Source organism: Bacillus sp. 5RYD7K, assembly GCF_059831465.1.
Genome location: NZ_CP191200.1, coordinates 1,690,632 through 1,717,484, shown reverse-complemented (window position 1 = coordinate 1,717,484; position 26,853 = coordinate 1,690,632). Strand labels below are relative to the sequence as shown.

At 47.3% G+C, this 26,853-nt stretch carries 28 protein-coding genes and 1 pseudogene; 6 read left to right on the top strand and 23 right to left on the bottom strand.

Annotation, left to right across the window (positions count from 1 at the left end):
- Positions 1 to 70: 70 nt before the first annotated feature.
- The 3 genes and pseudogenes from ACQE26_RS08550 to ACQE26_RS08540 form a co-directional block, all read right to left on the bottom strand.
- Complete coding sequence (locus tag ACQE26_RS08550) at positions 71 to 406, bottom strand: uberolysin/carnocyclin family circular bacteriocin (protein ID WP_003151973.1); 336 nt, start codon at positions 404 to 406, stop codon at positions 71 to 73.
- Between the two features lie 65 nt (positions 407 to 471).
- Complete coding sequence (locus ACQE26_RS08545; protein WP_060964390.1) at positions 472 to 1,044, bottom strand: hypothetical protein; 573 nt, start codon at positions 1,042 to 1,044, stop codon at positions 472 to 474.
- A gap of 262 nt (positions 1,045 to 1,306) precedes the next feature.
- Positions 1,307 to 1,845 (bottom strand): annotated as a pseudogene (locus tag ACQE26_RS08540) (GNAT family N-acetyltransferase).
- 249 nt (positions 1,846 to 2,094) lie between these two features.
- Here ACQE26_RS08540 and ACQE26_RS08535 point away from each other — a divergent pair.
- Positions 2,095 to 2,856 (top strand): SDR family oxidoreductase, encoded by a 762-nt coding sequence (locus ACQE26_RS08535; protein ID WP_500471269.1) that lies wholly within the window; start codon positions 2,095 to 2,097, stop codon positions 2,854 to 2,856.
- Between the two features lie 113 nt (positions 2,857 to 2,969).
- Here the strand turns inward: ACQE26_RS08535 and ACQE26_RS08530 are convergent, their stop codons facing one another.
- The 4 genes from ACQE26_RS08530 to ACQE26_RS08515 all read right to left on the bottom strand — a co-directional run bounded on the left by ACQE26_RS08530 (position 2,970) and on the right by ACQE26_RS08515 (position 5,974).
- Positions 2,970 to 3,332 (bottom strand): HesB/IscA family protein, encoded by a 363-nt coding sequence (locus ACQE26_RS08530; RefSeq protein WP_060964388.1) that lies wholly within the window; start codon positions 3,330 to 3,332, stop codon positions 2,970 to 2,972.
- Between the two features lie 77 nt (positions 3,333 to 3,409).
- Complete coding sequence (dapF, locus tag ACQE26_RS08525) at positions 3,410 to 4,264, bottom strand: diaminopimelate epimerase (RefSeq protein WP_047476942.1); 855 nt, start codon at positions 4,262 to 4,264, stop codon at positions 3,410 to 3,412.
- A gap of 123 nt (positions 4,265 to 4,387) precedes the next feature.
- Positions 4,388 to 5,605, bottom strand: coding sequence for a NupC/NupG family nucleoside CNT transporter (locus tag ACQE26_RS08520; RefSeq protein ID WP_016938070.1), 1,218 nt, complete (start codon positions 5,603 to 5,605; stop codon positions 4,388 to 4,390).
- A 132-nt stretch (positions 5,606 to 5,737) separates the two neighbouring features.
- A complete protein-coding gene (locus ACQE26_RS08515; protein ID WP_007408721.1) occupies positions 5,738 to 5,974 on the bottom strand; it encodes a YuzB family protein in 237 nt (78 codons plus the stop codon).
- A 266-nt stretch (positions 5,975 to 6,240) separates the two neighbouring features.
- Here ACQE26_RS08515 and ACQE26_RS08510 point away from each other — a divergent pair, with 266 nt between their 5' ends.
- Complete coding sequence (locus ACQE26_RS08510) at positions 6,241 to 7,308, top strand: NAD(P)/FAD-dependent oxidoreductase (RefSeq protein WP_438420552.1); 1,068 nt, start codon at positions 6,241 to 6,243, stop codon at positions 7,306 to 7,308.
- 37 nt (positions 7,309 to 7,345) lie between these two features.
- On the opposite strand, the gene ACQE26_RS08505 is transcribed toward ACQE26_RS08510, so the two are convergent.
- A complete protein-coding gene (locus ACQE26_RS08505) occupies positions 7,346 to 7,672 on the bottom strand; it encodes a YuzD family protein (protein ID WP_500471268.1) in 327 nt (108 codons plus the stop codon).
- A 79-nt stretch (positions 7,673 to 7,751) separates the two neighbouring features.
- Between ACQE26_RS08505 and ACQE26_RS08500 the strand changes: the two genes are divergently transcribed.
- Positions 7,752 to 8,087 (top strand): NifU family protein, encoded by a 336-nt coding sequence (locus ACQE26_RS08500; protein WP_173363134.1) that lies wholly within the window; start codon positions 7,752 to 7,754, stop codon positions 8,085 to 8,087.
- Positions 8,088 to 8,124: 37 nt separating this feature from the next.
- On the opposite strand, the gene ACQE26_RS08495 is transcribed toward ACQE26_RS08500, so the two are convergent.
- The 5 genes from ACQE26_RS08495 to cotNH form a co-directional block, all read right to left on the bottom strand.
- Complete coding sequence (locus ACQE26_RS08495; protein ID WP_500471267.1) at positions 8,125 to 10,107, bottom strand: S9 family peptidase; 1,983 nt, start codon at positions 10,105 to 10,107, stop codon at positions 8,125 to 8,127.
- 101 nt (positions 10,108 to 10,208) lie between these two features.
- Positions 10,209 to 11,138: a homoserine kinase gene (thrB, locus tag ACQE26_RS08490; RefSeq protein ID WP_500471266.1), complete on the bottom strand. Its 930-nt coding sequence runs from the start codon at positions 11,136 to 11,138 to the stop codon at positions 10,209 to 10,211.
- Complete coding sequence (gene thrC, locus ACQE26_RS08485) at positions 11,135 to 12,193, bottom strand: threonine synthase (RefSeq protein ID WP_045926048.1); 1,059 nt, start codon at positions 12,191 to 12,193, stop codon at positions 11,135 to 11,137. Before thrC ends, thrB begins: the two co-directional genes overlap by 4 nt.
- Positions 12,193 to 13,494: a homoserine dehydrogenase gene (locus tag ACQE26_RS08480; protein WP_500471265.1), complete on the bottom strand. Its 1,302-nt coding sequence runs from the start codon at positions 13,492 to 13,494 to the stop codon at positions 12,193 to 12,195. Before ACQE26_RS08480 ends, thrC begins: the two co-directional genes overlap by 1 nt.
- 201 nt (positions 13,495 to 13,695) lie before the next feature.
- Entirely contained in the window at positions 13,696 to 14,712 is a 1,017-nt protein-coding gene (gene cotNH, locus ACQE26_RS08475) for a spore coat-associated protein CotNH (protein WP_116746224.1), read from the bottom strand.
- A gap of 154 nt (positions 14,713 to 14,866) precedes the next feature.
- Here cotNH and ACQE26_RS08470 point away from each other — a divergent pair, with 154 nt between their 5' ends.
- A complete protein-coding gene (locus ACQE26_RS08470) occupies positions 14,867 to 15,367 on the top strand; it encodes a phosphatidylglycerophosphatase A family protein (RefSeq protein WP_029575315.1) in 501 nt (166 codons plus the stop codon).
- A gap of 26 nt (positions 15,368 to 15,393) precedes the next feature.
- Here ACQE26_RS08470 and ACQE26_RS08465 read toward each other — a convergent pair whose 3' ends face one another.
- The 4 genes from ACQE26_RS08465 to lipA all read right to left on the bottom strand — a co-directional run bounded on the left by ACQE26_RS08465 (position 15,394) and on the right by lipA (position 18,049).
- Entirely contained in the window at positions 15,394 to 16,164 is a 771-nt protein-coding gene (locus tag ACQE26_RS08465; RefSeq protein WP_013353455.1) for a TIGR01457 family HAD-type hydrolase, read from the bottom strand.
- Between the two features lie 33 nt (positions 16,165 to 16,197).
- Positions 16,198 to 16,632: a DUF86 domain-containing protein gene (locus tag ACQE26_RS08460; protein ID WP_045926045.1), complete on the bottom strand. Its 435-nt coding sequence runs from the start codon at positions 16,630 to 16,632 to the stop codon at positions 16,198 to 16,200.
- A 25-nt stretch (positions 16,633 to 16,657) separates the two neighbouring features.
- On the bottom strand, positions 16,658 to 16,933 hold the full coding sequence (locus ACQE26_RS08455; RefSeq protein ID WP_003151928.1) for a YutD family protein: 276 nt from the start codon (positions 16,931 to 16,933) through the stop codon (positions 16,658 to 16,660).
- 219 nt (positions 16,934 to 17,152) lie between these two features.
- On the bottom strand, positions 17,153 to 18,049 hold the full coding sequence (gene lipA, locus ACQE26_RS08450) for a lipoyl synthase (protein ID WP_003151923.1): 897 nt from the start codon (positions 18,047 to 18,049) through the stop codon (positions 17,153 to 17,155).
- A 201-nt stretch (positions 18,050 to 18,250) separates the two neighbouring features.
- On the opposite strand from lipA, the gene lytH reads away from it, so the two are divergent.
- Positions 18,251 to 19,228 carry an L-Ala--D-Glu endopeptidase gene (gene lytH, locus ACQE26_RS08445; RefSeq protein ID WP_500471262.1) on the top strand — a complete coding sequence of 326 codons (978 nt, stop codon included), beginning with the start codon at positions 18,251 to 18,253 and terminating at the stop codon, positions 19,226 to 19,228.
- A gap of 37 nt (positions 19,229 to 19,265) precedes the next feature.
- On the opposite strand, the gene yunB is transcribed toward lytH, so the two are convergent.
- From yunB to ACQE26_RS08415, 6 genes are all read right to left on the bottom strand, one after another.
- Positions 19,266 to 20,024 carry a sporulation protein YunB gene (gene yunB / locus ACQE26_RS08440; protein WP_076982791.1) on the bottom strand — a complete coding sequence of 253 codons (759 nt, stop codon included), beginning with the start codon at positions 20,022 to 20,024 and terminating at the stop codon, positions 19,266 to 19,268.
- A 126-nt stretch (positions 20,025 to 20,150) separates the two neighbouring features.
- The gene (locus ACQE26_RS08435) at positions 20,151 to 21,545 is read right to left on the bottom strand and encodes a bifunctional metallophosphatase/5'-nucleotidase (RefSeq protein ID WP_500471261.1); all 1,395 of its coding nucleotides are present in this window, start codon (positions 21,543 to 21,545) and stop codon (positions 20,151 to 20,153) included.
- 17 nt (positions 21,546 to 21,562) lie between these two features.
- A complete protein-coding gene (locus ACQE26_RS08430) occupies positions 21,563 to 22,384 on the bottom strand; it encodes a sulfite exporter TauE/SafE family protein (RefSeq protein WP_500471260.1) in 822 nt (273 codons plus the stop codon).
- Between the two features lie 19 nt (positions 22,385 to 22,403).
- Positions 22,404 to 23,255, bottom strand: a complete 852-nt coding sequence (locus ACQE26_RS08425) for a DUF72 domain-containing protein (protein WP_438420560.1) — start codon at positions 23,253 to 23,255, stop codon at positions 22,404 to 22,406.
- 26 nt (positions 23,256 to 23,281) lie between these two features.
- Positions 23,282 to 23,635: a YunG family protein gene (locus ACQE26_RS08420; RefSeq protein ID WP_016938056.1), complete on the bottom strand. Its 354-nt coding sequence runs from the start codon at positions 23,633 to 23,635 to the stop codon at positions 23,282 to 23,284.
- Positions 23,636 to 23,736: 101 nt separating this feature from the next.
- Positions 23,737 to 25,080 (bottom strand): allantoinase, encoded by a 1,344-nt coding sequence (locus ACQE26_RS08415; protein ID WP_500471259.1) that lies wholly within the window; start codon positions 25,078 to 25,080, stop codon positions 23,737 to 23,739.
- 174 nt (positions 25,081 to 25,254) lie between these two features.
- Between ACQE26_RS08415 and pucR the strand changes: the two genes are divergently transcribed.
- Positions 25,255 to 26,850, top strand: coding sequence for a purine catabolism transcriptional regulator PucR (gene pucR, locus ACQE26_RS08410; protein ID WP_500471258.1), 1,596 nt, complete (start codon positions 25,255 to 25,257; stop codon positions 26,848 to 26,850).
- The last annotated feature ends 3 nt before the right edge of the window (positions 26,851 to 26,853 follow it).

Below are 26,853 nucleotides of genomic sequence, written 5' to 3'. Positions count from 1 at the left end.
TACATATGTATTTGGGAGAGAGGCTCTTTTTGCAGCTTGTACAAAAAGAGCAATTATTTATCGATCGATTTTACCAAGCAGCTGCGTATTTTTTGCCGTATTTCTTAATCATTGTTTTTGCTGTTGCAACGATTGCATAAGAAATCGCGCCTGCGCCTGTAACGATACCGATGAGAGAAATGATAGAAGCAATTGTTGAAGCCGCATCAATGATATCAATTGCTTTTTTAGCTGCTGCTGTAGAGATACCGAGAGTCGAAGCTAATTCAGCATTGGCTGAGAATGCATGAGCCGCCGCCACATTTAATTCAGTTCCGGTTAATAAAAGTGCATAAACCAACGTCGCTGCGGCAAGAGCCGCGCCAAACAAAATGAAAGATTTTTTATTAGATTTTACTAAGTTCATCTTAACATCTCCCTGCTCTGTTTTTAATATATAATAAAATTCAGCTTAATTGACTCTCTCCCGAGCTAAATTTTACCCGCCATAAAATAATTAAAGAAGATAGTGAAGAGTTTTAATAAAACAAAACATCCAGTTAAAATGATTCTCTTTCCTTTGCTGAGATCGGTAAGTTTTCCTGCGGCAGTATAAAGAGCCGCGATTGACAGAAGCAGAAATGGATCCAGCAGCTGTAAACTCAGTTTGGTGCCGCCGGCAGAATATATAAGTGAGGAATCAGCCGTTAAGTAGTTAACAACTGACAGAATCAACATTTTAAATGCCGAGATTAAAGAAGTCAGCGTATATAGAAGCAAATATATTTTTTTCGGTTTTTTTGTACCGAGAATAAAAGCGGCAACGAATAACAGAAACCCGCCTATCAAAATTTCCACAAAAGTGGTGAAGATCATGAACCCTTGCAGAAACATGACAATCGTACGAACACTTTTTTCCCCGATATCGTAGGTATTTTCTCCGACAGAAGAGTAATAAGACTGCAGCACTTTATCTGAAATACTGAATTGGAAGAGTAATGAACAGATCAAAATGATGAAAAAAGAACTTAAAAATATTTTTTTATTGCTCAATTGACCTATCATATTATCATCCTTTTCTTACAAAATAAATGAACTATTCTATACTTTTACAATTTAGTTTATTCCTATCAAAAAATCAATATCCTTTCGAAAAATATGACTTTAGAACGTGTTGACAAAGAGCATATTTTTCATAGTTTTTGATTCTATATACCCTTTATTTTTTTCTGAATTTGCAAATAGTACGATTTGGACAATGGATTTGAGATATTAGAGAAGAATGACCTGCGGAATGAGACGCAGGATATAAAAAAGGAGGATATCGTTATGTATCCTCCGGATGTATGATCGCCAGCACCTGATGATCTTCCCATTTTCCATTTATTTTTACATTTTTTCTCGCAATGCCTTCTTTATGAAAGCCGGCTTTTTCGAGCACCCGGATTGACGCCTTATTGTGCGGCATGACTCCGGCTTCTATCCGATGCAGTTTCAGCTCATTGAATGCATATCGACTGCCAGCTTGACAGCCTTTGTCGCATAGCCTTTTCCGTTATGTTTGCCATCTAAAAAGCAACCCATGAAAGCGCTTTAGATCTTGCCCCGAACCACCTGAAAAAGGCTGATCGTGCCAATCAGGATCTGATCCTGAAGAAAAAGGCCGAAGCTGTATTCTTTGTCATTTTCCGCATTCTTCAGTGATTGTTCAATTCGTTTTTTCCGGCCTTCCAGCGTATAAAAATCCTCTTGTCTCGACATGGCAAACCGTTCAAAAAACATGCGGTTTTCCGTCTGCAAAACCAGTTCCTGCTCTGCATCATTCAGGCTGAGCGGCCTGAATCGCCGTCCTTTTGTTTTAATCAGAAACGTTTTTTAATTGCCTTTTTCCCATGTTGTACGGTACGCTTTATCGCATCAAGAAAAAGGTCCCAGAATTTGATCGGAAAAGGTTCTTTTGTTGACTTAAACCGCACTTTAAGACGTATCATCATATTGTGACAAGGAAAGAATAGTTTTGGCGGGTTTCCCGATGATCCCAAAAAAATATATTGATTGGATTGCAGCTGAAATGTTATCAAAAAAATGTAAAACAATTGGAAAAGAGGAGTTCATATGAAACTGACGGGAAATACAATACTGATTACAGGCGGAAATGCCGGAATAGGATTAGCTTTCGCAGAACGATTTTTAAAAGCGGGAAATAAAGTCATCGTGACCGGACGGCGTGAACATGCTCTTCAAAAGGCAAAGGAAACATTTCCGGATCTTATTACCTATGTCAGTGATCTGAGCATCCCATCTGAACGTGTATCACTGTTTGATTGGGTGACAGAGAACTATCCGGAAGTGAATGTGTTAGTCAACAACGCGGGGATTCAACAACGTTTTCATGTGCTGAAAGCGGATACGAAGGACAATTGGGACTATTTCAATAAAGAAATCACAACGAACATTGAAGCTCCCTTCCACCTGTCAATGCTGTTCGCTCCGTTTTTTGCCGGAAAAGAAGATGCGGCTGTCATTAATGTCTCTTCGGGATTGGCTTTTACACCGCTTGCCATTGCTCCGATCTATTCAGCAACGAAAGCGGCGCTTCATTCATTTACAATGAGTCTGAGACACCAGCTTTCTGATTCAGCTGTAGAAGTGATTGAAGTTGCACCTCCGGCAGTCAATACAGATCTTGGCGGTGCAGGACTGCATACGCAAGGAGAACCGCTGGATGAATTCGCTGATGGGATTTTTAAAGGACTTAAAGAGGGCAAACTAGAAATCGGATATGGTTCTTCAGCGGAACGGCTGCGCATGTCCCGGGATAAAGCCGATGAACACACGGCAAATATGTACAATGCAATGAAACATACAATTGAATAACATTTTTGAAAAAGAAAACCCGCTTCTGTTGAGCGGGTTTTGCTTTTATTAAACAAACGCCATCGTTAAGAAAGACGTCATATTTTTTCATCCTAAGGATGGCGGGTTGAGCCCTAGCACTCTTCCGGCGAACCGGCGTTTTTGGCCGTGCGGAAAGAAGATCCGCAGCCGCAGGAAGCGATGGCATTCGGGTTGTCAATGGTGAAACCGCCGCCCATCATGGACTGCTTGAAGTCAATGATCGTGCCGTTCATAATATCAAGACTTTCGCTGTCAACCAAAACGGTAATTCCGTGCTGTTCAAACATGCGGTCTTTTTCGCCTTTTTCATGCTCAAATCCCATTCCGTAAGACAGGCCGCTGCAGCCGCCGCCTTTAACGCCCACACGGAGGAACGCGTTTTCTTCTTCATGCTCTTTCATCATATCTTTTATATGCAAAGCTGCTGCTTCAGTGATGGTTACTGGAACACTCATAGGTAGACCTCCTTTTTTAAAAACGAATACTGGTATCTATTATAAACCTTGAGAAGCGTATTTCTCAAACGAGCTGTTTACAAATAATAGACGCCGCTGCATACGGTTTCGGCGGGACCTGTCATCAGCACGTGCCCATTGTCCTGCCAATTAATCACAAGGTCGCCTCCCGCCAAATGAACAGTGATATCCCGGTTTCGTTCAGAAACACCGTTCAATACGGATGCGACAGCCGCCGCACAGGCGCCTGTTCCGCAAGCCTGTGTAATGCCGGAGCCGCGTTCCCATACACGGAAATGAAGTTCATCCGCGCTGACGGTTTCCACAAACTCGACATTGACGCCTTCCGGGAATCTCGGGTCTTTTTCAATGATGGGGCCGAGCGTTGTAAGAGGCGCTTGACTGATATCTTCAACCGGAAAGACAATATGGGGGTTTCCCATTGATACGGCAGTTCCTGAAAGCTCCGTCTCTCCGAAGACAAAGGTTTCATCGATCGTCCGTTCATCTTCATTGCCGAGCATCGGCAGCTCTTTTTTGGTCAGGCGGGGTTCACCCATATCAACGGCGACTTCACGCACAATCCCGTTGTCCTCCGTAATGTCTGCTTTCACAAGACCTGAAAGCGTCTCAATGAAAAAGGACGTTTCTTCTGTCAGCTTATGTTCGTATGCATACTTTGCCACACAGCGAAGGCCGTTGCCGCAATTTTTTCCTTCTGAACCGTCATTATTAAAAATCCGCATTTTGACGGGCGCTTTTTCTGACGGACAGATGAGGATCATGCCGTCAGAACCGATGCCCGTATGAATGCTGGACACTTTAACGGCAATCTCAGCCAGCCGTTCTTCCGGCAGCTTTTCTTCGAATTGATTTACATATATATAACTGTTTCCAAGACCGTGCATCTTGGTAAAACGGAATGAATTCATATCGGCCCCCAACTTTTTTTCTTTTACTTAGTATAAAAGCTCTTCCCCTCGGACACAATACAAATATCCCCCGTTTTTCATACATAAAAGCTCCCTGCATATGCAGGGAGCTTTTATCGTTTACTAAATAAACATGCCGGCAATCGCCGCGCTGAGAAGGTTAGCGAGTGTTCCCGCAATAACCGCTCTTAACCCAAGGCGCGCGATGTCCGAACGGCGGCTTGGGGCCAAACCGCCCAATGTGCCGAGCATGATCGCAATGGAAGAGAAGTTGGCGAATCCGCACAGCGCAAAGCTGATAATCGTAGACGTTTTTTTAGAAAAGTCCGCAATATGGGGACCGAAGTTGGAATAAGCGACAAACTCATTCAGCACAAGCTTTTGTCCGATATAGCTTCCCGCTCCTAGCGCTTCATGCCAAGGAACTCCGATAACAAATGCGATCGGTGAAAACACGTAACCGAGAATGGATTCTAATGTAATATGTTTGAAACCGAACCAGCCGCCGATTCCGCCGAGAATTCCGTTCACTACGGCGATGAGCGCGACAAACGCAAGCAGCATGGCGCCGACGTTTAACGCAATTTGAAGGCCGGTGGACGCGCCTTTTGCCGCAGCATCAATCACATTAGCGGCGCCTTCGCCTTCTTCGTCCATATTAAAGTCACCTTTAACCGTCTGCGTTTTTTCTGTTTCCGGTATTAATATTTTTCCGAACACGAGACCGGCAGGAGCCGCCATGAAGCTGGCCGCCAGCAAGTACTCGATCGGAATGCCTAACAGGGCGTATCCGAAAAGCGTCGAACCCGCTACAGCCGAAAGGCCGCTCGTCATAATCGTAAACAGCTCGGAACGGGTCAATCCCGCAATCAGCGGTTTAATAGCAAGCGGTGATTCAGACTGTCCGACAAAAATATTCGCAGCCGCCGCAAGCGATTCTGTTCTGCTTGTCCCAAGAAGCTTTGACAGTCCGCCTCCGATGACGCGAAAAATAAGCTGCATGATTTTCAGGTGATACAAAACGGCAATCAGCGCTGAGAAAAAGATAATGACCGGCAGAACACTCAGCGCGAAAGCCGGGCTGCTGCCCACTTTTAACAGCGGGCCAAAAATAAAGCTGATGCCTTCGTTCGCATAATCAATGAGAAGCTGCACACGGCTTGAGAACCATAAAAATACGGCCCGGCCGGCGTCCCACTTTAATACGATGAATCCGAAGGCCATTTGTAAACATAAACCGACAATGACGGTTCGCAGTTTAATTTTGCTTTTCTTCTCTGATAACAAAAAAGCAATGGCTAATATAGCAACTGCCCCGAGCAGCCCCCAAACGATATTCAATGAATCCACCTCTAAAATTTTATTTAAAAAAAGTCTTTATTAAGATAACAATATTTATTTTTGCTGTCTACAAATTTTTTATTTTGCCAAATCCCGGGGCGCATAAAAAAGAGGCCCGTTCGGAGCCTCTGATTAAAACATCGGATTTTCTTCTATGAATGTATATATGTTGTCAACCAGTTCAGCAGGCGTGCCTCCCGTGACCACTTCGCCGTTAACCAGGGCGAACAGGGACTCCATGCATTTCCCGCAATAGCTTAAACAGCCGTATTCAAGCACGTCCAAGTTCGGGTCCTTCTCTAAGATCTCAAGTGCTTCCTGGGAACCGCGCGCTAAATTGCTGACACAGAATTCAATCATCGGATTCATGCGGTTTCACCTCACATATGTACCTTATCCTAACGGAATTTCCTCTATTCGTCAAAGATCCGGTTTCACGCTCAATGTTATCGTAACATATTAATTCAGGTTAAAGGTTTTACTATTACGCGTTTTCTGGTCAATTTGTAGGTTATTTTAAAACTATTATTGTGGTTTTAGATCAAATTCGATATAATTCTAGATGTTATTTTACATAGTTCGTTATTTTGTAACAACATTGACTACCATATTTTTCGGGCAAAAGGGGAATCATTATGAAAAAATTGGTCTTGATCGGCGGGGGTTACGGAAACATGCGGGTGCTGCACCGTTTATTGCCGAACCAGCTTCCGTCAGATACATCCATCACACTGATTGACAGAAACCCGTATCACTGCTTAAAAACAGAGTATTATGCGCTCGCTGCCGGCACGATTTCTGATCATCATATCAGAGTGTCCTTTCCAGAGCATCCGAATCTGGATGTTCAATACGGTGAGGTGGCTTCCATCGACACGAAAAACAAACAAGTTCTGTTTCATGACCGCGAACCGATTTCTTATGATGACGCGGTGATCGGACTGGGCTGCGAGGATAAGTATCATAACGTGCCCGGCGCGCCGGAACATACTTACAGCATTCAAACCATTGACCAGTCACGCGAAGCCTATCAAAAGCTGAACAACCTCGGCGCCAATGCATCTGTCGCTATCGTCGGAGCGGGATTAAGCGGCGTGGAGCTTGCCAGTGAATTAAGAGAGAGCCGTGACGATCTGAAGATTATGTTATTTGACCGGGGCGATCTGATTTTATCAAGCTTTCCGAAAAGGCTCAGCAAGTACGTTCAGAAGTGGTTCGAAGAGCACGGCGTCACCATTATCAATAATGCGAATATTACAAAAGTGGAAGACGGCATCGTTTATAATCATGATGAAGGAATACCGGCCGATGCCATCGTGTGGACGGCGGGAATTCAGCCGAATAGAGCCGTCAGAGAACTGGACGCTGAAAAAGATCCGCAAGGCCGCATCGTTTTGACACCGCACCATAACCTTCCGGGCGATGAACATGTTTACGTCGTCGGTGATTGCGCGTCCCTTCCGCATGCGCCGAGCGCCCAGCTTGCTGAAGCGCAAGCGGAACAAATTGTGCAGATCCTCCTGAAACGCTGGAACAATGAAGAGCTGCCGGAAACAATGCCGCAATTTAAACTGAAAGGCGTCCTCGGCTCGCTCGGAAAAAAAGCGGGTTTCGGTCTTGTCAACGACCGTCCGCTGATCGGACGTGTGCCGCGCCTGTTAAAATCAGGTCTTTTATGGATGTACAAGCATCATAACGGCTGATAAGAAAAAAGCCGCTGATTGCGATCAGCGGCCGTTTTTATGAGCCCGCCACATAGCCGCGCTTTTCCATTTCTTCATATATATCTTTTAAATGCGGATTCCCTTCCCCCACAATGACATCCTCCACCAGCACGAGCGGATAGAAAAATTCATCGTTTCTGATTCGCTCCGCAAACTCCTTTGTCTCCTTTTGCTGAGGCGGTGTGTCAATATCAATATACTGCATATTAAAAGGCTGCTCCGGATATTTCCGTTTCAGCGCCGCCTCCAGCCATTCAAATGTATCTTTGGCGCTCGGCATATTTACGCAGCTTGCGCAGAGCGTTTCAGCGCCGTAAACACTGAGCGTAACCGGCTTTGTCATGTTTATCATCCCCTTTCCACCAGTATACAAAGGACGGGGCAGCTTTTGTATAAAAAACGGTTTTTATGTTCAAGTTTAAATATGCTATAATGAAGAAAGCAGCATTGCAAACCAAACATTAGATTTTTACCGTTACTGTGAATATAATGGTTTTATGCATATGAAAGGAGCGAATCTCATGACTGAGGTTGAAATGAAAGAGCAAGTACAGGAAGTATTGGATAAATTACGCCCGTTTCTGCTTCGTGACGGCGGTGACTGTGAGCTTGTCGACGTTGACGAAGGCATTGTAAAGCTTCGTCTCCTTGGCGCATGCGGCAGCTGCCCAAGTTCAACGATTACGCTGAAAGCCGGAATTGAACGCGCCCTTCTTGAAGAAGTGCCGGGTGTCGTTGAAGTAGAACAAGTATTTTAATAACAAAACCAGGCTGATGACAGCCTGGTTTTTTATTTTATTTTTGCAGATAGTCATTAAACCATGAACAAATATAACGGATGCGCTTGATCCGCTGTTCCGGATGACCGCTTCTCGACAGTTCATGCGTGGCTTTGGGAAATCGGATGAACGCCGTCGTTTTGTTCAGCTTCTTCAATGCGATAAAGAGCTGCTCCGCCTGCTCTATCGGACAGCGGTCATCACGCTCGCCGTGCAGGATGAGAAGCGGCGTTGAAACGCGGGACGCATATTTTACAGGTGAACGGTCCCAAAGCTTATCCGCTTCCTCAAACAGATCATGCCCAAGCTGCCAGTCGGTAAAAAAGAAGCCGATATCGCTGACACCGTGGAAACTGAACCAATTTGAAATGGAGCGCTGCGTGACGGCTGCTTTAAAACGGCCGGTCTGCCCGACAATCCAATTCGTCATAAACCCTCCGTAGCTTCCGCCCGTCACGCCGAGACGGCCGCTGTCAATAAACGGATGCGCCTGAATGGCTTCATCCACCGCCTGCATAACATCACGGTAATCGCCGCCTCCGTAATCGCCTCTGACACGATTGACGAAATCCTGTCCATAGCCGTGGCTTCCCCTCGGGTTGACATAGACGACAGCATATCCTTGCGCGGCCAGCACTTGGAATTCATGAAAATACGTATGCCCGTACATCATGTGAGGCCCGCCGTGTATGTATAGAATGAGCGGATAAGTTTGATCTTCTTCAAAAGCCGCGGGCTTTAAAAACCAGCCGTGCACCGTCAGTCCGTCTTTCGTTTCATATTGCAGCTTCTCCGGCACGGATATGATGCGTTCCTCTACAAAACAATCATTGTTGTTTGTCAATTGCTTCTCTTTACCGTTTTCAAATGAAATGCTGTAAAGCTCAGAAGGCCGGGCGGGTTTGGCAATTACGGCGATACAGCTTTTCTGATCGGGATGAAAAGCAAAACCGTTCACATACTCTTCTTCTAATCGGATCGGATATACGAGGCCGTCAATCGAGATATAATAAATACCGGTGCTTCCCTGCTCGCTCCCGAGGACGTAAAATCCCTGCCCGTCATTTGTCCAAACCGGCCGGGGCGTCACTCCTCCTATGAGAGAATCGGCAATAAGCGCATCGCTCAAATGAACATCCAGCATGTCGGTCAGGCAGGACAGCCGCTCATTTTTCACATCGTACAGCCACGCCTTATCTAAGGTTGCATTGCGAAATTCATTCTCATGGCCCAGCATCGCGATATAAGAACCATCCGGTGAAAACACGCAGGAGCCGAAAGAACCGCTGTGCGGCGTAATTTGTTTGAGATTGCCGTCTGCGAGATTCATCAGGTAGACATCGCTCGGCTTTCCGGCGTCACCCGGCTCGCATAAATTGGCGGTAAACGCAATCTGCTTGCCATCCGGTGAAAATGCCGCATCATCATGATCCGCTTCATGGTCTGTCAGCTGCTGAACCTCCCCCGTTTCAAGATGAATCAGCACAAGCTGTGTCCGGCTTCCGTTGAGCAGGCCCTTCCCGTCGCGTTTATATGTTAATGACTGAATGTCAATTGGCTCATATTCGTCATGCTTCTTTTTTTCTCTCTCATCGGCGCGTTCCGCTGATGTCAGACTGACGGACACAAGCACGGATCTGCCGTCGGGAGCCCATATCGGATCTGACACGCCCCAAGGGATATCAGACGCCTTTTCCGCCTCTCCCCCGGCAGTGTCTACGATGTACAGCTGAGGGACACCATCCTCCCTGTCAGAAATAAAAGCAAGGCGCCGTCCGTCAGGCGACCACCGCGGGCTTGTATTTTTACCGCTTCCGAATGTCCACGGTTTTGAGGTGCCGGATTCTGTGTCGTATACCATAATGGCTGAGGAATAAGAGTCCCGTTTATCATTGACTGTTGTCCGGACGTATGCAGCCCGTCTGCCGTCAGGGGCGTATTGGGGATCTGCCACGGATACGAGAGACGCAATGTCCTCCTCGGTTATAAGTTTTTTCAATCGTTTCTCCTCCTTTTCTCTTTTATTTCGCTCCCCTAAATAAAAATCCTTCTCCAGAAAAAGAAAGCGTCCTTCTCTGATGGGAAGAACGCTTTTTACTATTATACACTTTTCATTTGTTTTAAAGGATTCCGTTCGATTACGCTTCCTTCTGACGGGACGGTAAGCGACGCAATCTCACAGTGCGGAAAATGCTGAGAAAGGTGGCTTCTCATCTCTTCTCCTTTTCCTTTTGCAGTCAGGACAAGAATCGTCGGGCCCGCTCCGCTCAGCGCCGTCCCATAAGCGCCTTTCATTTCTGCCGCATGCTCTACCTTCGAAAGCTCAGGAACAAGCATGGCGCGGTACGGCTGATGCAGCATATCTTTTCTCATCATTTTCCCCGCGAGCGCCCAGTCATTTGACATGATCGCAGCAACAAGAAGGTTGCTGACGGCGCTTGCTTTAACGGCGCCGCGGTACGGCAGTTCTTTCGGGAGCACGTCTCTTGCGTCCCTGGTCAGAACTTCGTAAAACGGAATAACCGCAACAACGTCGATATCCGCTTCGGCAGTACGCACGATATGTGTTTCATCTTCTTCATGAAGGCCGATCACAAGCCCTCCTGCGAGAGAAGCGGCGGCATTATCAGGGTGCCCTTCTTCAAGACTGGCTAAGTGCAGCTTGTCGCTTTCCGGCAGCTGCAGGCCGCATAACTCATCTGCAAGCTCAATGGCGGCGACGATAGCGGCTGCGCTGCTGCCGAGGCCCCGCGCAAGGGGGATGTCACTCCACACCTTGACATGCACGGGCGGCAGCTCTTTCTGGTAGCGGTCAGCCGTCCGTTTGGCGACTTGATAGATGAGGTTGTCCGTTCCTTGAGGGATGCCCGCGACAGTTTCCGTCTCCGCCGAAAACGTCCATTCATCATTTCGGAAAACCGAAAGCTTCAAATATCTGCTGAGCGCCATCCCGACGGAATCAAAGCCCGGTCCTAAGTTGGCGGTGCTTCCCGGAACCGTAATGGAAAACAGCATCTCCGCCTCATTCATACACGCGCCGCTCCATTTAAGTATTCGAGAATACTGTCTTCATCTGTCGGCAGCGTGATCGGTTTTATCTCAGATACGTCTACAGCCGTGTTCGGATCTTTCAGGCCGTTTCCGGTCAAGACTGCGACAACCTTGCTTCCTTTTGGAATTTCACCGGATTTCACCTGTTTTAAAACACCGGCGATGGATGCACAGGAGCCTGGCTCGGCAAATACGCCTTCTTCACGGGCAATCAGCTGATAAGCGTGAAGGATTTCTCCATCTGTGACTTCATCAATTTTTCCGGCTGACTCTTCCGCTGCAAGCACGGCTTTGTCCCAGCTGGCAGGGTTCCCGATTCGGATTGCCGTCGCAACGGTTTCGGGATTTTTAATGACCTCGCCGCGAACGATGGCCGCAGAACCTTCCGCCTCAAAACCGCGCATCTTCGGAAGTCCGGTGCCGTTTTTCTCATGGTATTCTTTGAACCCTTTCCAGTAGGCCGTAATATTCCCGGCGTTTCCTACCGGGATCGCCAGAATGTCCGGCGCTCCGCCGAGCTGTTCGCATACTTCAAAGGCCGCTGTTTTCTGCCCTTCAATCCGGTAAGGGTTTACCGAATTCACTAATGCAATCGGAGATTTTTCACAAATCGACCGGACGATGGCCAGCGCGTCGTCAAAGTTTCCGTCAATCGCGATGATTTCCGCTCCGTACATGACGGCCTGCGCAAGCTTTCCGAAGGCGATTTTTCCGTCCGGAATGATGACGATGCATTTCATGCCTGCTCTCGCTGCGTATGCCGCAGCCGCCGCGGATGTGTTGCCTGTTGAAGCGCACATGATGGTATCATTGCCTTCTTCTTTCGCTTTGGCGACCGCCATGACCATGCCGCGATCTTTAAAAGATCCCGTCGGATTAATGCCCTCCGTTTTCACATGCAGCTCAATTCCAAGCTTTTCGGAAAGCTTCGGAAGATGAATCAGCGGCGTATTTCCTTCATGCAATGTCAGGGCCGGCGTTTGTTCCGTCACCGGCAGAAATTCTTTATATTGATGGATGAGTCCTTTCCACATTAGCTCCAACCGTTCCCTTCTACGCGATATGTGCTTTTTACTTCCTGTACGACTTCGAGATCATTTAAGTTTTGCAGTATGTCGCTGAAATCTTCTTCTGATGTATGATGCGTGACAATCACGATTTCCGCAAGATCATCGTGGCCTTTGATCGGCAGCTGCAGAATTTTTTCAAAGCTTACGCCGCGCTCTGAGAAAGCGGATGTGATTATTGAAAAAGAGCCGACCTGGTCTTTGACGTGAATTCTTAAAAACTGCTGGGCGTAGATATCTGACGGCTGCTTCAGATTTCTTTCATACTGCGGGGCGACAAAGCTGTTTCCGTTTACGCCGAGACGCATGTTTTTCATAACCGCGACCAGATCAGAAACAACTGATGTCGCAGTCGGCATGCTTCCGGCGCCGGGGCCGTAAAACATCGTTTCTCCGACAGCTTCTCCGTATACGTAAACGGCATTAAACTCGTTATGCACCGCAGCGAGCGGATGATGATCAGGGAGCAGTGTCGGCTGAACGCTGACCTCGATTTTATTGTCATCACGCTGGGCGATGCCGATCAGCTTCATTGTGTAGCCGAGCCGTTTGCTGAAGCTGATGTCTTCATCCGTAATGCGGGAAATCCCTTTTACTTTGACATCGTCCAAGTCGACATTCATAGAGAAACCGAGACGGGCTAAAATCGCCATCTTGCGTGCGGCATCGAGTCCTTCTACATCGGCAGTCGGGTCCGCTTCCGCGAATCCGAGATCCTGCGCTTCCTTCAGCACTTCTTCATACGGGCTTTTTTCTTTAATCATTTTCGTTAAGATGAAGTTCGTCGTTCCGTTGACGATTCCCATCATTTTTGTGATCCGGTCAGAGGAAAGCCCGTCTTCTAGCGTACGTAAAATCGGAATTCCTCCGGCGACACTCGCTTCATAATACAAGTCACAGCCATTTTCCTTTGCGGCGGCTAAAAGCTCTGAGCCGTACACAGCGATCAGATCTTTATTCGCCGTCACGACATGTTTTTTCGCTTTCAAGGCGTCGAGCAGGTATTGCTTCGTCTGTTCGACACCGCCGATGACTTCAATAATCACGTCGACCTCAGGGTCATCGATCACATCATAGACCTCCGTCGTCAGCACTTCTTTCGGCAGGTCTGCATCTCGTTTTTTATCAATATCTTTAACTAGCACTTTTTTAATCGTCACCGGACAGCCGACCTGGTGCATAAGCTTATCCTGATGATCTTGTATAATTTTGACGACACCGCTTCCCACGGTCCCCAGTCCTAACAGTCCAATACGAATTGCTTCCAAAGAGAAACTCCACCTTTCTTCCTTTTGTCCACTTGAAAAGGACAATTGTTAACCCTTCACAGACATTTAAGTTACAAATATTATATAAGCCCGCTTTTGTTTTGACAAGCGGCTGAATATTGATTTCACAGTCATGAAAACGCTTAACACACTGATATGACAAGATTCCCTATTTTCTAAATATTTTTGCGTTATATTTTCTTACGAAATGCTTCCTTTTCCGAGCCAGGCGACAGGCGGGACAAAAACCTGCGCCGCTCTGACATTCAGCATGTCGTGACATGTCTGCAAAAACTGTTCATAACGGGTGCAGTCGGCAAGAATGTAGTCCAGCTGCTCTTCGTAAAAATGCTTTTCAGACTCATGAGAGATGTAATAGCTCTCCACCGTCTCGAAAAAATGGAGCGGAAACAGCAGGCGGCTGTAAAACAGGCGTTTAGAAAAGGAGGATAACGGCGTAACTTGCTCATATTCCTGCAAAAATAAAAACCCGTCATTGAGCAAGTCGTCACGATGATACAAATACGTGCTGCGCATATATTCCGCAATATCACGGGCTGCATGATCGAATACCCAATCTCCCGGAATACGGATCAATGAATCAGCCGACCAGGTATCCCGCTCCATCCGCTGATGGCAGATCGTCCCCGAGTCTTCAGCGCCGGGATTGTCATCCAGCTCCGTATCCACTAAATATTGAATGGCATTTTCCGCTAAGCCTGAATAATAAGGAAATGCTTCGATCATTTTCTTTTCGAACGGTTCAAGCGGAGACATATGAATTTTCTGCATCCAAAATGATTCCAGCTGATCCACCCGTTTTCCCCATAAGTCCTTCCATTGGCCGATTCTGCCCGCTTCTTTCACTTCATAAGGAAAACCCCGCCCTTTTCTGTGGAATTCAGCAAGCTCCCCTCCGACAGAAAACGACCGGTTTGAGACGGGAATCGGCGCTTTTAAGAGCGCATATGTTTTGCCTTCGTCCTCAAAGGTCAGTTCTCCTTCCTTCGTAAAGATAAACACTGAAACGTATGGGTCACTTTGTTCTTGTAAATACTGACTCATGTAATAAAGCTCCGTCAGCTCTGATTGCGAAAAGCCGGAGACGGGAATAATAAGAAAGAAGGAATTAGGCGTCTGGAAGCATTGGTATTTCTGATAAACGGAAAGCTGTCTGACATGGATGCCGTATTTTTCTTTAATGATGCTTTTCATCATAATCACCTGCCTGAAAAATTAGAGCTATTCACATCGTAGTCATACGCCGGCGGAATTATGAATACATATTGTATTCCTTTGGATGAAGAGGAGAAACATCGTACACATCGGAAGGATGTTGTATAAACTAGTAAAAAAAGATTGGGTGAAGCAAATGTCAGAAAAGGAACAACTGAATCAGGTGGAAGCTGTCGCCAGAGCGCGTTTACAAGAACGGGGAGTTGAGACGGACGATATTGCCGAGCTTGTGTATTTCCTTCAGAAAAAATATCATCCTGATTTGACGATGGAGGTATGCAGGCTCAATGTGGACCGCGTCATCGCGAAACGCGAGGTGCAAAACGCGATTTTAACGGGAATCGAATTAGATGTGCTCGCCGAACAAAAAAAGCTGTCTGAACCGCTTCAGACCATTTTAGCGATTGATGAAAGCCTGTATGGGGTTGACGAAGTGCTCGCCTTCTCTATCGTGAATATATACGGCTCGATCGGCTTTACGAATTACGGTTATATTGACAAAGAAAAACCCGGCATTCTCGGGCGGTTAAATGATAAATCAACAGGCGAATGCCATACGTTTCTTGATGATATTGTCGGCGCAATCGCAGCAGCGGCTTCAAGCCGGCTTGCCCACAGCGCCAGAAATACAGAATAAGGACGGCCGTCATGGCCGTCCCTTTTTTATAGATGTTCAATCCATTCAGTTAAAGAGTCAATCGCATATGTCGGCTTCTGATCGTAACCGGCCATATGCTCACGCTTTGTCACTCCGGTATGAACGAGCAGCGTATCCATGCCCGCATTGATGCCGGCCATAATATCCGTTGCATAGTTATCGCCGACCATGAGTGTTTCGGAAATATCCGTTCCGAGCACACGCATCGCCTGTTCCATAATAATGGATTCCGGCTTGCCGATAAAGACAGGCTCGACGCCTGTCGACACCGTCAAAACGGATGTCAGTGAGCCGTTCCCCGGCAAAAGCCCTCTTTCAGTCGGAATGGCGACGTCGCCGTTTGTTGAAATAAACCGGGCGCCGTTTCTGATCGCAAGACATCCCGTGGCCAATTTTTCATATGTAATGCCGCGGTCAATTCCCACAACGACAAAGTCCGCGTTTTCTTCTCCGAAGCTCAGCCCGTTTTCTTCGATGGCCTGGCGGATGCCTTCTTCGCCGATCACATACACCGACGCATCTTTTTTCTGCTGGGCGATATGCTGCGCAGTCGCCATGCTTGTTGTGAAGACCTGTTCTTCAGAGGCCGGAATGTCAAAGCTCATCAGCTTGTCCGCCACCTGCTTCGGCGTCCGGGAGGAATTGTTCGTCACGAATAAATACGGAATGCCGCGCGCTTTAAGCGTTCTCACGAATTCACACGCTTCTTCGATTTTTTCCGTCCCGTTGTACATTGTGCCGTCCAAATCAATCAAATATCCTTTATAATCCTTCATACTCAACACTCCTGTGGATTTTCTCACTTGTTGTTATTTAAATGCGGAAACAGGGCCTAACTCTGTTTCAAGGTAGGTTCTTACGCGGGCCGGAAAGGCTTTCAGCACGTCTCTGTTTGACGAGATCAGCGTAAACAGCTCCTGATGATCGGCGTGCTGATATTCCTGAACAAGCTGCTTTCTGGAAGAGATCAATTGCTTCAGCTTATTTCCTTCTTCCTCAGCTACCACTTTTTCGTCCGTCAGAATATCCATGATGTCGTCATAACTTCCCGGATCGCGCATGATAAAGCCGTCAATCATATCATTTCCGACATCGAGAATGCATTCGATCATAAGATGGCTGATCCGCTCAAGCGCTCTTTTTTCGATCTCGCTCTGCCAAGCCGGCGTGCTGTCAAACAGCGCCAGCTGGTTCTCAAAAAAACGGAGTGTTTGTTCGATATTATTTCTGTCAACAAAATACACGTGACAGCATCCCCTTCTGCATCAATTATTTTCTGATTCGTTTAAGAACAAAATACGCGCAGCCGAAATTGCAGTATTCGTAAATGTATTCGTCCAATGTGCTGATTTTCGTTTCAAAGGTTGCTTTTTGATTCTGGTCATCAAAGAAGCCTTTGAGCCGCAGCTGACTGTATCCCCAGTCCCCCACAATGTAATCATATTTATTTAATATGTCCGAATAGCGGGCTTTGAACGCTTCTTCATTAAAGCCGTTTTTAAAATCGTGTACGAGTTCAAACTCGGCATTTTGAATAAGAATCATGTCTTCACCTCTTTTATCACTCTTTACTATCATAATTCATTGACTTCTGTGCATCAATTGCAAAATGAGACGGTTCGGATTGCGGAGAAGATTTTTCCCCTTTTATATCCAGTTTAGCGGTTCAGACGGTCCTTATTCAAGAATGACTTTTTTTCGGCTGAAACGGCTCCATCATAAAAAACCCAAAACCTGCGGCGTTTTGGGTTTTTTCGGTTTATATTATGCTTGGGCCTGGCGTTTTTTAGATGCTTCGTTTACTTGTTCATCCGCATGATAGGAAGAACGGACAAGCGGGCCTGCTTCACAGTGGCTGAAGCCTTTTTGCATCGCGATTTCTTTCAGTTCCGCAAATTCGTCCGGATGATAATATTTTTGAACTTTTAAATGTTTTTTGGATGGCTGTAAGTATTGGCCGATCGCCATGATGTCGACATTGTTCGCAAGCAGGTCGTCCATCACTTCAATAATTTCTTCCTTCGTTTCGCCGAGACCGATCATAATGCTTGATTTCGTCGGGATGTCAGGCTGCATTTCTTTCGCACGTCGCAAGAATTCTAAAGAACGATCATATGTTGCACGGGCGCGGACTCTCGGTGTCAGGCGGCGCACGGTTTCAATGTTGTGGTTCAAAATATCAGGACGGGTATCCATTAATGTTTTCAGGTTGTCGTAATTTCCGCCCATATCGGATGGCAGCACTTCAATCGTCGTGAACGGGCTTTTTCTGCGGATCGCCCGGACCGTTTCCGCAAAGACGCCTGCTCCGCCGTCTTTCTGATCATCACGCGCCACGGCGGTGATGACGGCGTGCTTTAAGTTCATCAGCGCAACCGAATCAGCTACGCGTTCCGGCTCCTGCAGATCCAGCTCAGTCGGCAGACCCGTTTTGACAGCGCAGAAGCGGCATGCTCTCGTACAGACGGAACCGAGAATCATGAATGTCGCCGTACGTCTGACAGCCCAGCATTCATGGATGTTCGGACATTTTGCTTCTTCACATACGGTATGCAGATTATTTTCACGCATTAATTTTTTGAGACCCGTATAGTTTTCATTCGTGTTCAGCTTTATTTTGAGCCATTCCGGCTTTCTCAGATGCTCGTCTTTCTTTGCCATTTCCCCATCATCTCCATTATCCCTTTATTCATGTTTGTGTGCGAAAAATTTCTATTTCACGATGGATATAAAACTCGCGGATTTCTATTCATAGTCACTTTAACATAGGAAAAATTTCTCGACAAGGGAAGAGAATTACTTACATTTTCTCGGATTGTTGCCGCAAACTATTTGTATTCAATCCTGAAAGGAGATCATGTTGTGAAAGTTCTGTTATCTGCTCTTCTCCTTTTATCCGTTTTCTGTCCGGCTGCTAGCGGAAAAGAACAATCGGCTCCTGTTTACGAAGGACGGATGCAATTGTACCGCAAAGCCGAGGCGGTCACGCAGATTCCTTGGTATGTGCTTGCAGCGGTTGATCAATATGAAGAAAATGTCCGCTCGAACCGAAAGGATCTGCCTGAAAAAGCGGGAATCATCAGCATTTATATTCCGGATCATTTGTGGAGCGGGCCTGAAAATCCAAATCCTAAGGACGATGCGCCCCTCAGTATTAAAGTATTTGACGGCATCGGCCTGGACGGCGACGGTGACGGAAAAGCCGAGGTAAGCAATGATGAGGATATCCTTTATACATTTGCACAGTACTTAGCGGGATTCGGAACGGATCTTGACCATATCCGCATCGGCCTCTGGAATTATTACCGCCGCGATCAGACGGTCGGCATTATCACCGAATTCATGACACTGTTCAAGACATTCGGCCGCCTTGATCTCGGAGAGCACGCCTTTCCGCTTCCCGTAAAGACGGATTACAGCTACCGCAGCACTTGGGGAGCCGCGCGGGGGTTCGGCGGGCGCCGGATTCACGAAGGAACGGATCTGTTCGCTCATTACGGGCTCCCCGTCAGATCGACCTGCTACGGTATTGTCGAGATGAAAGGCTGGAACCGCTTCGGCGGCTGGAGAATCGGCATCAGGGATATCAATAACACGTATCACTACTTCGCTCACCTGAACGGCTTTGCCAAAGGCATTCATAAAGGCCAGATCGTCAAACCCGGTGAGGTGATCGGTTCTGTCGGAAGCTCCGGCTACGGCCCGCCCGGCACTGCGGGAAAATTCCCGCCGCATCTTCACTACGGAATGTATAAAGATAACGGCAGGTCGGAATGGTCTTTTGACCCGTATCCTCATTTAAGGGCATGGGAACGGAAAGAAATCCGCAGGAAAAAGTAAACACACAGCCGCCAGAAGAGAATGCGGCTGTGTGTCTTTATTTGTCTTTCTCCTTTTTTTCATTCGGCAGCTGAACGGAAGGCGTCACACCTGATCCGCCGCTTCCGTTATAAAACTGCGGCACCTCTCCTTGAATGGCTTTAATGGAGACCGGAATATTATTTGTCACGACTGATGTCTTGCTGGCAAACGGAATAATCACCTTCACTTTAATCTCCACGAAAATACTGATATCAATCAGGGCATTGTTGATGCCGTACGGCTTTATTTTTGTTTTCACATCAGTCAACGCATCACCGATCAGGTTAAAGCGCACGGGGATTTTTGGCCCGAGATTCCCGAGAATGCTGTTTCCCGTGACCTGCCCTAAAGGGATGTTAATCATAATTGCATCGGCCGTTTTGGCGCCTTTTTCTGTTTCATGCTGCTTATTGTTCGACTCCGCTTCCTTCAGATGAGCCTGAAGCTGCTTTGTCACTTTCGCCTTCATGCTGTTGACCACTTGTGTATTAAAATCCATCGTTGTGACTTTTCCGTTTTCATCCGTTTTCATATCGACCATATCTTTCACATTGTCGCTGTGAGACATGTATTCTTCAATGGATTCCGTAATGACCTCTGTCGCCACCCGTTTTGTTTCCATTTCTCCGATGTTCATCAGCACCGGTTTGATTGAGGAGTTGATCATCCAAAGGCTGATGACCGTCGATATGATAAAAAAAGCAAACGACAGAAGAAGCACATACCGAAAAGGCAAAGGCCCTCTCTTGCGAAGAGTGCTCCGGTATCTAGGCAAGAAAAATCCCCCCTTACATATCACAATGTATGCTTGTAAGAGGGGACATAGTAATTTATTTTTGCTCTTAAAAAATCACGCTTTCCTTCATTCAGGTGCCCGCGGCAGAAATGGACCGGCGTGACATTACGGCTGCTGCGCAAGCTTCCAGGCGAGCAGATCTCTTAAAAACTCCGGCATAAAGTATTGTTTTTCTTTCGAATCACGGATCTCAGGGAACAGCTTGCCGAGTGTGAACATGTCGAGAACGGCAACCGAGTATATCCGGTCCGGATCAAGCTCTTCCCCGTTCACTTTCACATTGATGAGGTGCGTCACCCCGTCTTCAAGGATGTCAGTCTCCACCTCTGCTCCGGCATATACCATCCTGCCCATGACTTCTCCGCGGAAGCCGAGGCCTTTAATCCGCAGCTGCTCCATTTTTTCAGAGGCAGCCTGGCTGATTGTTTCTTGAAGTTCCCTGCCTGAAAGACGCACGGCGACCGGATTGATCGGATGCGGGCAGATGCGGTGCAGATCAAGCTTTGTGACAGGCCCCTTTCTTAAAGGCCCCAAAATGACGCCTGAATTCACCATGCTGACTTCACAGCCGCACCAGCTTTTCAGCGCTTCGGCTAAAAGAAGCGGGAGGAGCGATTCTTCAAACCACTTCACGCCGGCTTCTTCATTCAGATCGGCGACTTGTACGGAGAGCAGGTTTTCCGCTTCCCGTTCTTTCTCTTTCAGATAAGCCGCTGTATCTTCAGATTCACCGTGCCAATCAGCCATTTTCTGCACAGATGCCTGTTTGCTGACGATGGTTCTTGATTCACTTTCGATCGTCAGCTCGACACAGCCGACATAGTTCCCGTATTTCTCCGCACAGGCAAGCAATACGCCGTTTATGTCCTGGCCGTCCTCAAGAAGGTGGTGCGTATGCGATTCAAGAATGACATCAATATCGGGGAATTTTTCCGCTGCGGCCCGGTCATCGATCAAGCCTAAATGCGAAAGCAGAATGATGATATCCGCTTTGCCTTTGATATTGTCAAGTGATTCTTGAATGCTTTTTTCCGCATCCGTCACCGTCCAGCCAAGCTTTTGATAGACGGGATAATACGGCACTGTGACGCCGAGTATGCCTGCGGTCATCCCGTTTTTCAGCGTTTTGATCACGTATGGCTCGGCCCATTTCGGCCGCTGTCCGTCCGCGTCAAACAGGTTGGACACGATGACGGGAAACGCGGCATGAGTATATAAATCCGCCAGTTCATCATGAGGCAGCGTAATTCCTTCATTATTCCCGACGGCGGCCGCATCAATCTCAAGACGGTTTAACAAGTCGACATTCGCTTTGCCGAAGGTCGCTTCCGTTATCATTTGAAATCGGTCCATATGGTCGCCGATGTCGAAAACGAGTGTTTCCTCCCCGTCTTTTTCATGCTCATTTTTCTTCTGCTCAATATAATGTACGATTTTCGGCCAATTTTCGAAATGGCTGTGCAAATCATTCGTATGATATAAACGGAGCTTCTCTAACATACCATCTCTCCTACCTTTTAGCTGAATATCCCTTGATAAATCAATTCACAGCCGATCAAAATCAAGACGAGCCGCATGAAAAGCACGATTGTTTTCGTCTGCACCCGCTTGTTGACCCACGCGCCCATTTTACCGCCGAACCAAGCGCCCGGAATAAGGCACAGCGCATAAAGCCAATTGACATGGCCCTCTGCGATATGTGACACGGAACCTGTCACGGAGGATAAGAAAATAATGAGCATTGACGTGGCCACAGCCACTTTCGGCGGGAACAAAAATAACAGCATCATGGCCGGAACCATAAGAGAGCCGCCGCCGATGCCGAAAAGACCGCCCAATAAGCCGACAAAAAAGGCAATCGCGATACCGGTAAACATACGGTACGAATATGTATAAAGCTCACCCGATTCATCCTCATATGTCCGGATCATGCCTTTATGCGCTTTATTGACCGGTTTTGCTTTCGCCCTCAGCATTAATGTAATGGAAATCAAGATCATAAAAAGTCCGAACCAGACGGAAAACGTATGCGCATTAAAGAGTTTAGACAAATACGCGCCGATGATGCTTCCCGGACCTGAACCGATAAAAAAGATCAGCCCGCTTTTGTAATCAACGGTTTTATATTTCATATAGGCCAGAGTTGATGACAGACCCGTAAATATAATCACCAAAAGGGACGTGCCGATGGCAGTCTGCGGTGTTACGTCATGGAAAAACGGAGTCATCGTGCTTAAATAGAGCATTGCGGGCACAATAATAATTCCTCCCCCAAGCCCGATCAGGCTGCCGACCGTTCCCGCGATAAATCCTAATATAATTAAAATAAGATAAGACATGTGTCTTGAAACCTCTTTTCTAGCTGAATAGGTCAAGCTGCTTCGGAGCAAGCCCGGTATATTGTATATCTAGCATTTCAAGCATCTCAAGGCCGTTGTCGGCGGCGTCTCCGCCTGAGTTATTATTGAAGAGCACGTACAGATTGCGCGACTGCTTTTTCAGCTCCAGAAGATTGTTTTTCCAATCTTTGAGCTCCTGTTTATTATAGCGGTATAAATATCTGACTTCACGCCAGTTTTGCCCGCCGTCAGGTTTGATCCAGCCCTGCTTGTTCCGTCCGTGAAAACGGACAAGCGTTTTTTCTTCATCCGTTGCTTTCAGGACGGCCGGAATGCTGCCCTCGCCGATTTGCGGCTCGTCACATATGCTGTGAATCCAGCCTTCCGCCTTCATAAAGGAAAGCGTCTGCTCGTAAAATGGCGGGGAAAACCATGACCTGTTGCGGAATTCAAGCGCACACGGGATATCACCCATCTGCTGCCTGCACCATCTCAAATATGCGACGTTTTCTTTCTTGCAGTCAAACCACGGCGGGAATTGGAACAGCACCATGGCAAGCTTTCCATGCTCTATATACGGCGTCAATGACAGCTTAAACGCTTCAAACATCTCTTCCTTCGTTTCAAAAGGAATATCGCCGCGCTGATGGCCCGTCATCCCTTGATATGCTTTGATGATAAATTGAAAAGTTTCCGGCGTCTCTTTGACCCACCTCTCGTTATTGCGGGCGGGCTGTATCGCGTAAAAGCTCGCGTCCAGCTCAACGATGGGAAAATGAGAGGAATACGCCTGCAGTTTTTGCGGTCCCGCCGTTTTAGGCGGATAGATGCTGTCATGATCCCCCCAACCCGTCAGTCCGATATAAATCACATTCCTTCACCTCTCACTCTAGTTTATCACAGGTGTTTTTCTCTTTCCGTCTCCATGTTTTGTCTGAATGCACTTTTCAGATACCGGTATTGATGTTCATTGGTGTCCGAAAATGCCTCACTTCTGGTAGAAGGGATATGCTGATAGACGACCGGCTCCGAAAACTGTCCCCTCGTGAAATCATATATCTCCCCTTCTATTCGGTTATAAAAATGCCAGCTTGTGCCGGTTTTTGTTTTGAGAATGTCACCGCCGTAAACATCTTGGATGACTAAAGCCGTCACGCCGCACTGGCCTTTGGCCGGGCATTCTTCCGTCCATTTTGTACTGGACTGCCGCGACCAGGATGCCGTTAATATGTTCAAGATTTGATCATACAATGTGTTTTACTCCTTTTTATAAAAAGATACCACGTTGATGAAATTTTAAAAACAAGCAGGGCGGAAATCAAAAAAAAACCCGGCGGTAAAATCCGCCGGGCTTACGAAGGAACGACCAGCGCTCCGTCAATGCCTTCTTCTGCTTTCTTCCCGTCACTGTACACGCATCGGCCTTTGCTGTATGTAGCCGAAATGCGGGAGGGAAAGGTATGTCCTTCGTAAAGGCTTAGCTTATGCTTTTGAAACATCGATTCTCTTGTGACAGTGTACGGCTCCATGCTGACAAGCACAAAATCCGCATCACACCCCTCCTCAAGGCGCCCTTTTTTCTGAAGGCCGAATCGTCGCGCAGGTGCCGCCGCTGTCCATTCAGCGATGGTTTCAAACGGAATCTGATGCTCAAGCGCGAGTTCCAGCATCCCTAATAAAGTAAACTGCCCGCCGCTGATTCCGCCCCATGATAAAAACAGATTATCCTCCCGCTTCAAGGATGGACGGCAAGGGGAATGGTCTGAGGAAACCATGTCAATGTGCCCCGCAATGAGCGCCTCGATCAGCGCTTCCTGCGACTTTCGCGGCCGGAGCGGAGGCGCGCATTTTGCGACAGAGCCCTTTTCCCGTAAATCGTCATGGCTGAACAAGACATAATGCGGGCATGTTTCGACTGAAACATCGAGCCCTTCCTGTTTCGCCTCTCTGATCAGCCGAACCGCTTTCGCCGTGCTGATATGAACAAAATGAACCGGGCAGCCTGTCACCCTCGCATACTGAATGGTGCGATATACCGCTTCAGCTTCGGCTTCCTCCGGGCGGGAGGCGGCGTACGCATCCGCATCCACCTTTCCTTCATTGGCCAAAACCATCTGCAAATAACTTGTGATCGCGTCGCTTTCCGCGTGAAGAGCGAGGATTTTCCCTGTTGCAGCGATTTCTGCCATGCCTTTGAGCAATGTCCGTTCATCAACAGAGCGGAACTCGTCTGTGCCTGATCTTGATAAAAATGCTTTAAATCCGATCGCTCCCGCTTCAGCCATCGGGCGGATGTCCTCGATATGGCCGGGCACAAGTCCGCCCCATAGCGCAAAATCCACGGCTGATTTTTGCCTTCCGAGTTCAGCTTTTGCGTGTAGATGCTCTGCCGTCACGGTTGATGGGATGCAATTGAGCGGCATATCAAAATAGGTGGTGCAGCCGCCTGCCGCCATCATTTGAGAGCCTGTTTCAATCCCCTCCCAGTCCTCTCTGCCCGGTTCATTGAAATGAACATGGCAGTCTATCGCACCGGGAAACACGTACTTTCCGTCTGCTTGGATGATTTCTGCCCCGCTTGTTTCAATGACAGAACCAACCTCGGCAATGATACCGTTTTGAACTGCGATATCAACTTCCTTCACACCATCTGGCGTAACTGCCTTCGCACCTTTTATCACCATATCGTAAGCCATACCGATCCCCCCATGTCAGGTTGACGATTTTTCATGTCAGTTTATGTAACACAATCCATTCTATTTTCAACAGTTTACTGCTACTATAATCGTATTACATCAGCAAAACCGCTAGAATTCCTATTGAAAATTATTCATCTTAACCAATATTTTTATAGAAAAGGAGAATGCGCTATGAATATTTTTGATGTGATGAGAATACCGGCTTTTGAAAACGCCCATTTAATCGCTGGAAAAGCAGGAGGTGAAAGAGAGGTACAGCATGTCAATATGATGGACGCACCGGATATTGCAGACTTCCTGCATAAGAATGAATTGCTCGTCACCACCGCGTATCACCTGAAGGATCACCCCGACCAGTTATCTGAATTGATTCGGCAAATGGCAAAACGCGGCTGCGCGGGTCTCGGCATTAAAACAAAGCGCTACTTGGAGGATATCCCGAAAGAAATCATCGAATTGGCCGATTCATACGCGTTTCCGATCATTGAGCTTCCGGAACACATCCGTCTCGGCGATATTGTGAATGCAACACTCAGCCGTATTCTCGATATGCGTTCCAACGAGCTTCAGCAAGCCATTTACGCGCACAAAAAATTCACAAACCACATTATGAGCGGAAAAGGGCTGCAATCTCTCCTCAAAAAGGTCTCAGACCTGCTTCAGATACCCGTGCTGCTTCTGGACCAGCATGCCAAAATGCTGTCTGCGTCCCATCAGATCTCAATTGAGACCGAAAAGCTAAAAAGAGTCCTGAACACCGTATCCGGGCCGTTTTTCACTTGTTTTTCCGCAATCTCCGATCAGAAAACATATTCCGTCCTTCCTATTTATAATCATGAAAAAAACTGCGGCTTCCTGCTGATACCGGACATGGTGCAGGCCGGCGACAAAGGATTGATTCTCACCATTGAGCAAGCGGCCAACGTGATATCCTTTGAACTGCTGAAGGAAAATGCGCTGAAGCAATTCAGCAGGCGTGCGCGCAATGAGTTTTTCAGCAATTTTATTGAGCGCACATTTTCTTCAGACGATGAAATCAAAAACCGGGCGAAGGAATTCAAGCTGCGCTGGGATCAAAAATACATGTGCATCGCCGGCAAACTCGACCGGAATAACGATTCGATCAGCTTCACAGAAAATCAGCTCGCCTCCGACGGTGTCTTCGACTTTCTTGAAGGTGAATTATCAGCCTTCCCGTTTCCGCCCCACCTTTTTATAAAAGGAAATGTCGGCATTATTCTGATAGAAGCGACAGACAGCTGGAATGAAATGCACGCCTCGGTGATCAGCTTTTTGGAGCAGTTCCAAACACAGGTCAGAGCTCAGTTTAAGCGGACGGTGTCCTTTGGCATCAGCAATATATGCCAAAAGCTTATTGACGTTCCCGACGCTTTCACAGAGGCTTCTGATGCTCTGCACTCTGGGCATTTGTCAAGAAGCACGGAGTTTATCCAGGTGTATCACGCGAAAGATGTGCCCGAGCTTCTCCGCCTGCTTCCGGTTGAGGATTTGAAGAAGTTTTACAGTTCCACGCTTCAAAGCCTCGCTGAAAAACAGCAGGAGGATCAAAGCCTGCTTCATACGCTGTCCGTCTATTTAGAAACACACTGCCAAATCTCCGAGACGGCAAAGCGCCTGTACGTTCATCGCAATACGGTCATCTACCGCCTTGAAAAATGTGAGGATCTGCTGGGCAAAAGCTTAAAAGATCCTGAAACGACGATGCGTTTGCGGCTGGCCTTACGGATGCAGCGGCTGATCAGCTAGCAT

Excerpts from the sequence above, each read along its gene's own strand:
- ACQE26_RS08550 (WP_003151973.1), bottom strand. The coding sequence starts at position 406 with ATGAACTTAGTAAAATCTAATAAAAAATCTTTCATTTTGTTTGGCGCG.
- ACQE26_RS08545 (WP_060964390.1), bottom strand. The coding sequence starts at position 1,044 with ATGATAGGTCAATTGAGCAATAAAAAAATATTTTTAAGTTCTTTTTTC.
- ACQE26_RS08535 (WP_500471269.1), top strand. The coding sequence starts at position 2,095 with ATGAAACTGACGGGAAATACAATACTGATTACAGGCGGAAATGCCGGA.
- ACQE26_RS08530 (WP_060964388.1), bottom strand. The coding sequence starts at position 3,332 with ATGAGTGTTCCAGTAACCATCACTGAAGCAGCAGCTTTGCATATAAAA.
- dapF (WP_047476942.1), bottom strand. The coding sequence starts at position 4,264 with ATGAATTCATTCCGTTTTACCAAGATGCACGGTCTTGGAAACAGTTAT.
- ACQE26_RS08515 (WP_007408721.1), bottom strand. The coding sequence starts at position 5,974 with ATGAATCCGATGATTGAATTCTGTGTCAGCAATTTAGCGCGCGGTTCC.
- ACQE26_RS08510 (WP_438420552.1), top strand. The coding sequence starts at position 6,241 with ATGAAAAAATTGGTCTTGATCGGCGGGGGTTACGGAAACATGCGGGTG.
- ACQE26_RS08505 (WP_500471268.1), bottom strand. The coding sequence starts at position 7,672 with ATGACAAAGCCGGTTACGCTCAGTGTTTACGGCGCTGAAACGCTCTGC.
- thrB (WP_500471266.1), bottom strand. The coding sequence starts at position 11,138 with ATGAATGAGGCGGAGATGCTGTTTTCCATTACGGTTCCGGGAAGCACC.
- thrC (WP_045926048.1), bottom strand. The coding sequence starts at position 12,193 with ATGTGGAAAGGACTCATCCATCAATATAAAGAATTTCTGCCGGTGACG.
- cotNH (WP_116746224.1), bottom strand. The coding sequence starts at position 14,712 with ATGATGAAAAGCATCATTAAAGAAAAATACGGCATCCATGTCAGACAG.
- ACQE26_RS08470 (WP_029575315.1), top strand. The coding sequence starts at position 14,867 with ATGTCAGAAAAGGAACAACTGAATCAGGTGGAAGCTGTCGCCAGAGCG.
- ACQE26_RS08465 (WP_013353455.1), bottom strand. The coding sequence starts at position 16,164 with ATGAAGGATTATAAAGGATATTTGATTGATTTGGACGGCACAATGTAC.
- ACQE26_RS08455 (WP_003151928.1), bottom strand. The coding sequence starts at position 16,933 with ATGATTCTTATTCAAAATGCCGAGTTTGAACTCGTACACGATTTTAAA.
- lipA (WP_003151923.1), bottom strand. The coding sequence starts at position 18,049 with ATGGCAAAGAAAGACGAGCATCTGAGAAAGCCGGAATGGCTCAAAATA.
- ACQE26_RS08435 (WP_500471261.1), bottom strand. The coding sequence starts at position 21,545 with ATGTTAGAGAAGCTCCGTTTATATCATACGAATGATTTGCACAGCCAT.
- ACQE26_RS08430 (WP_500471260.1), bottom strand. The coding sequence starts at position 22,384 with ATGTCTTATCTTATTTTAATTATATTAGGATTTATCGCGGGAACGGTC.
- ACQE26_RS08415 (WP_500471259.1), bottom strand. The coding sequence starts at position 25,080 with ATGGCTTACGATATGGTGATAAAAGGTGCGAAGGCAGTTACGCCAGAT.
- pucR (WP_500471258.1), top strand. The coding sequence starts at position 25,255 with ATGAATATTTTTGATGTGATGAGAATACCGGCTTTTGAAAACGCCCAT.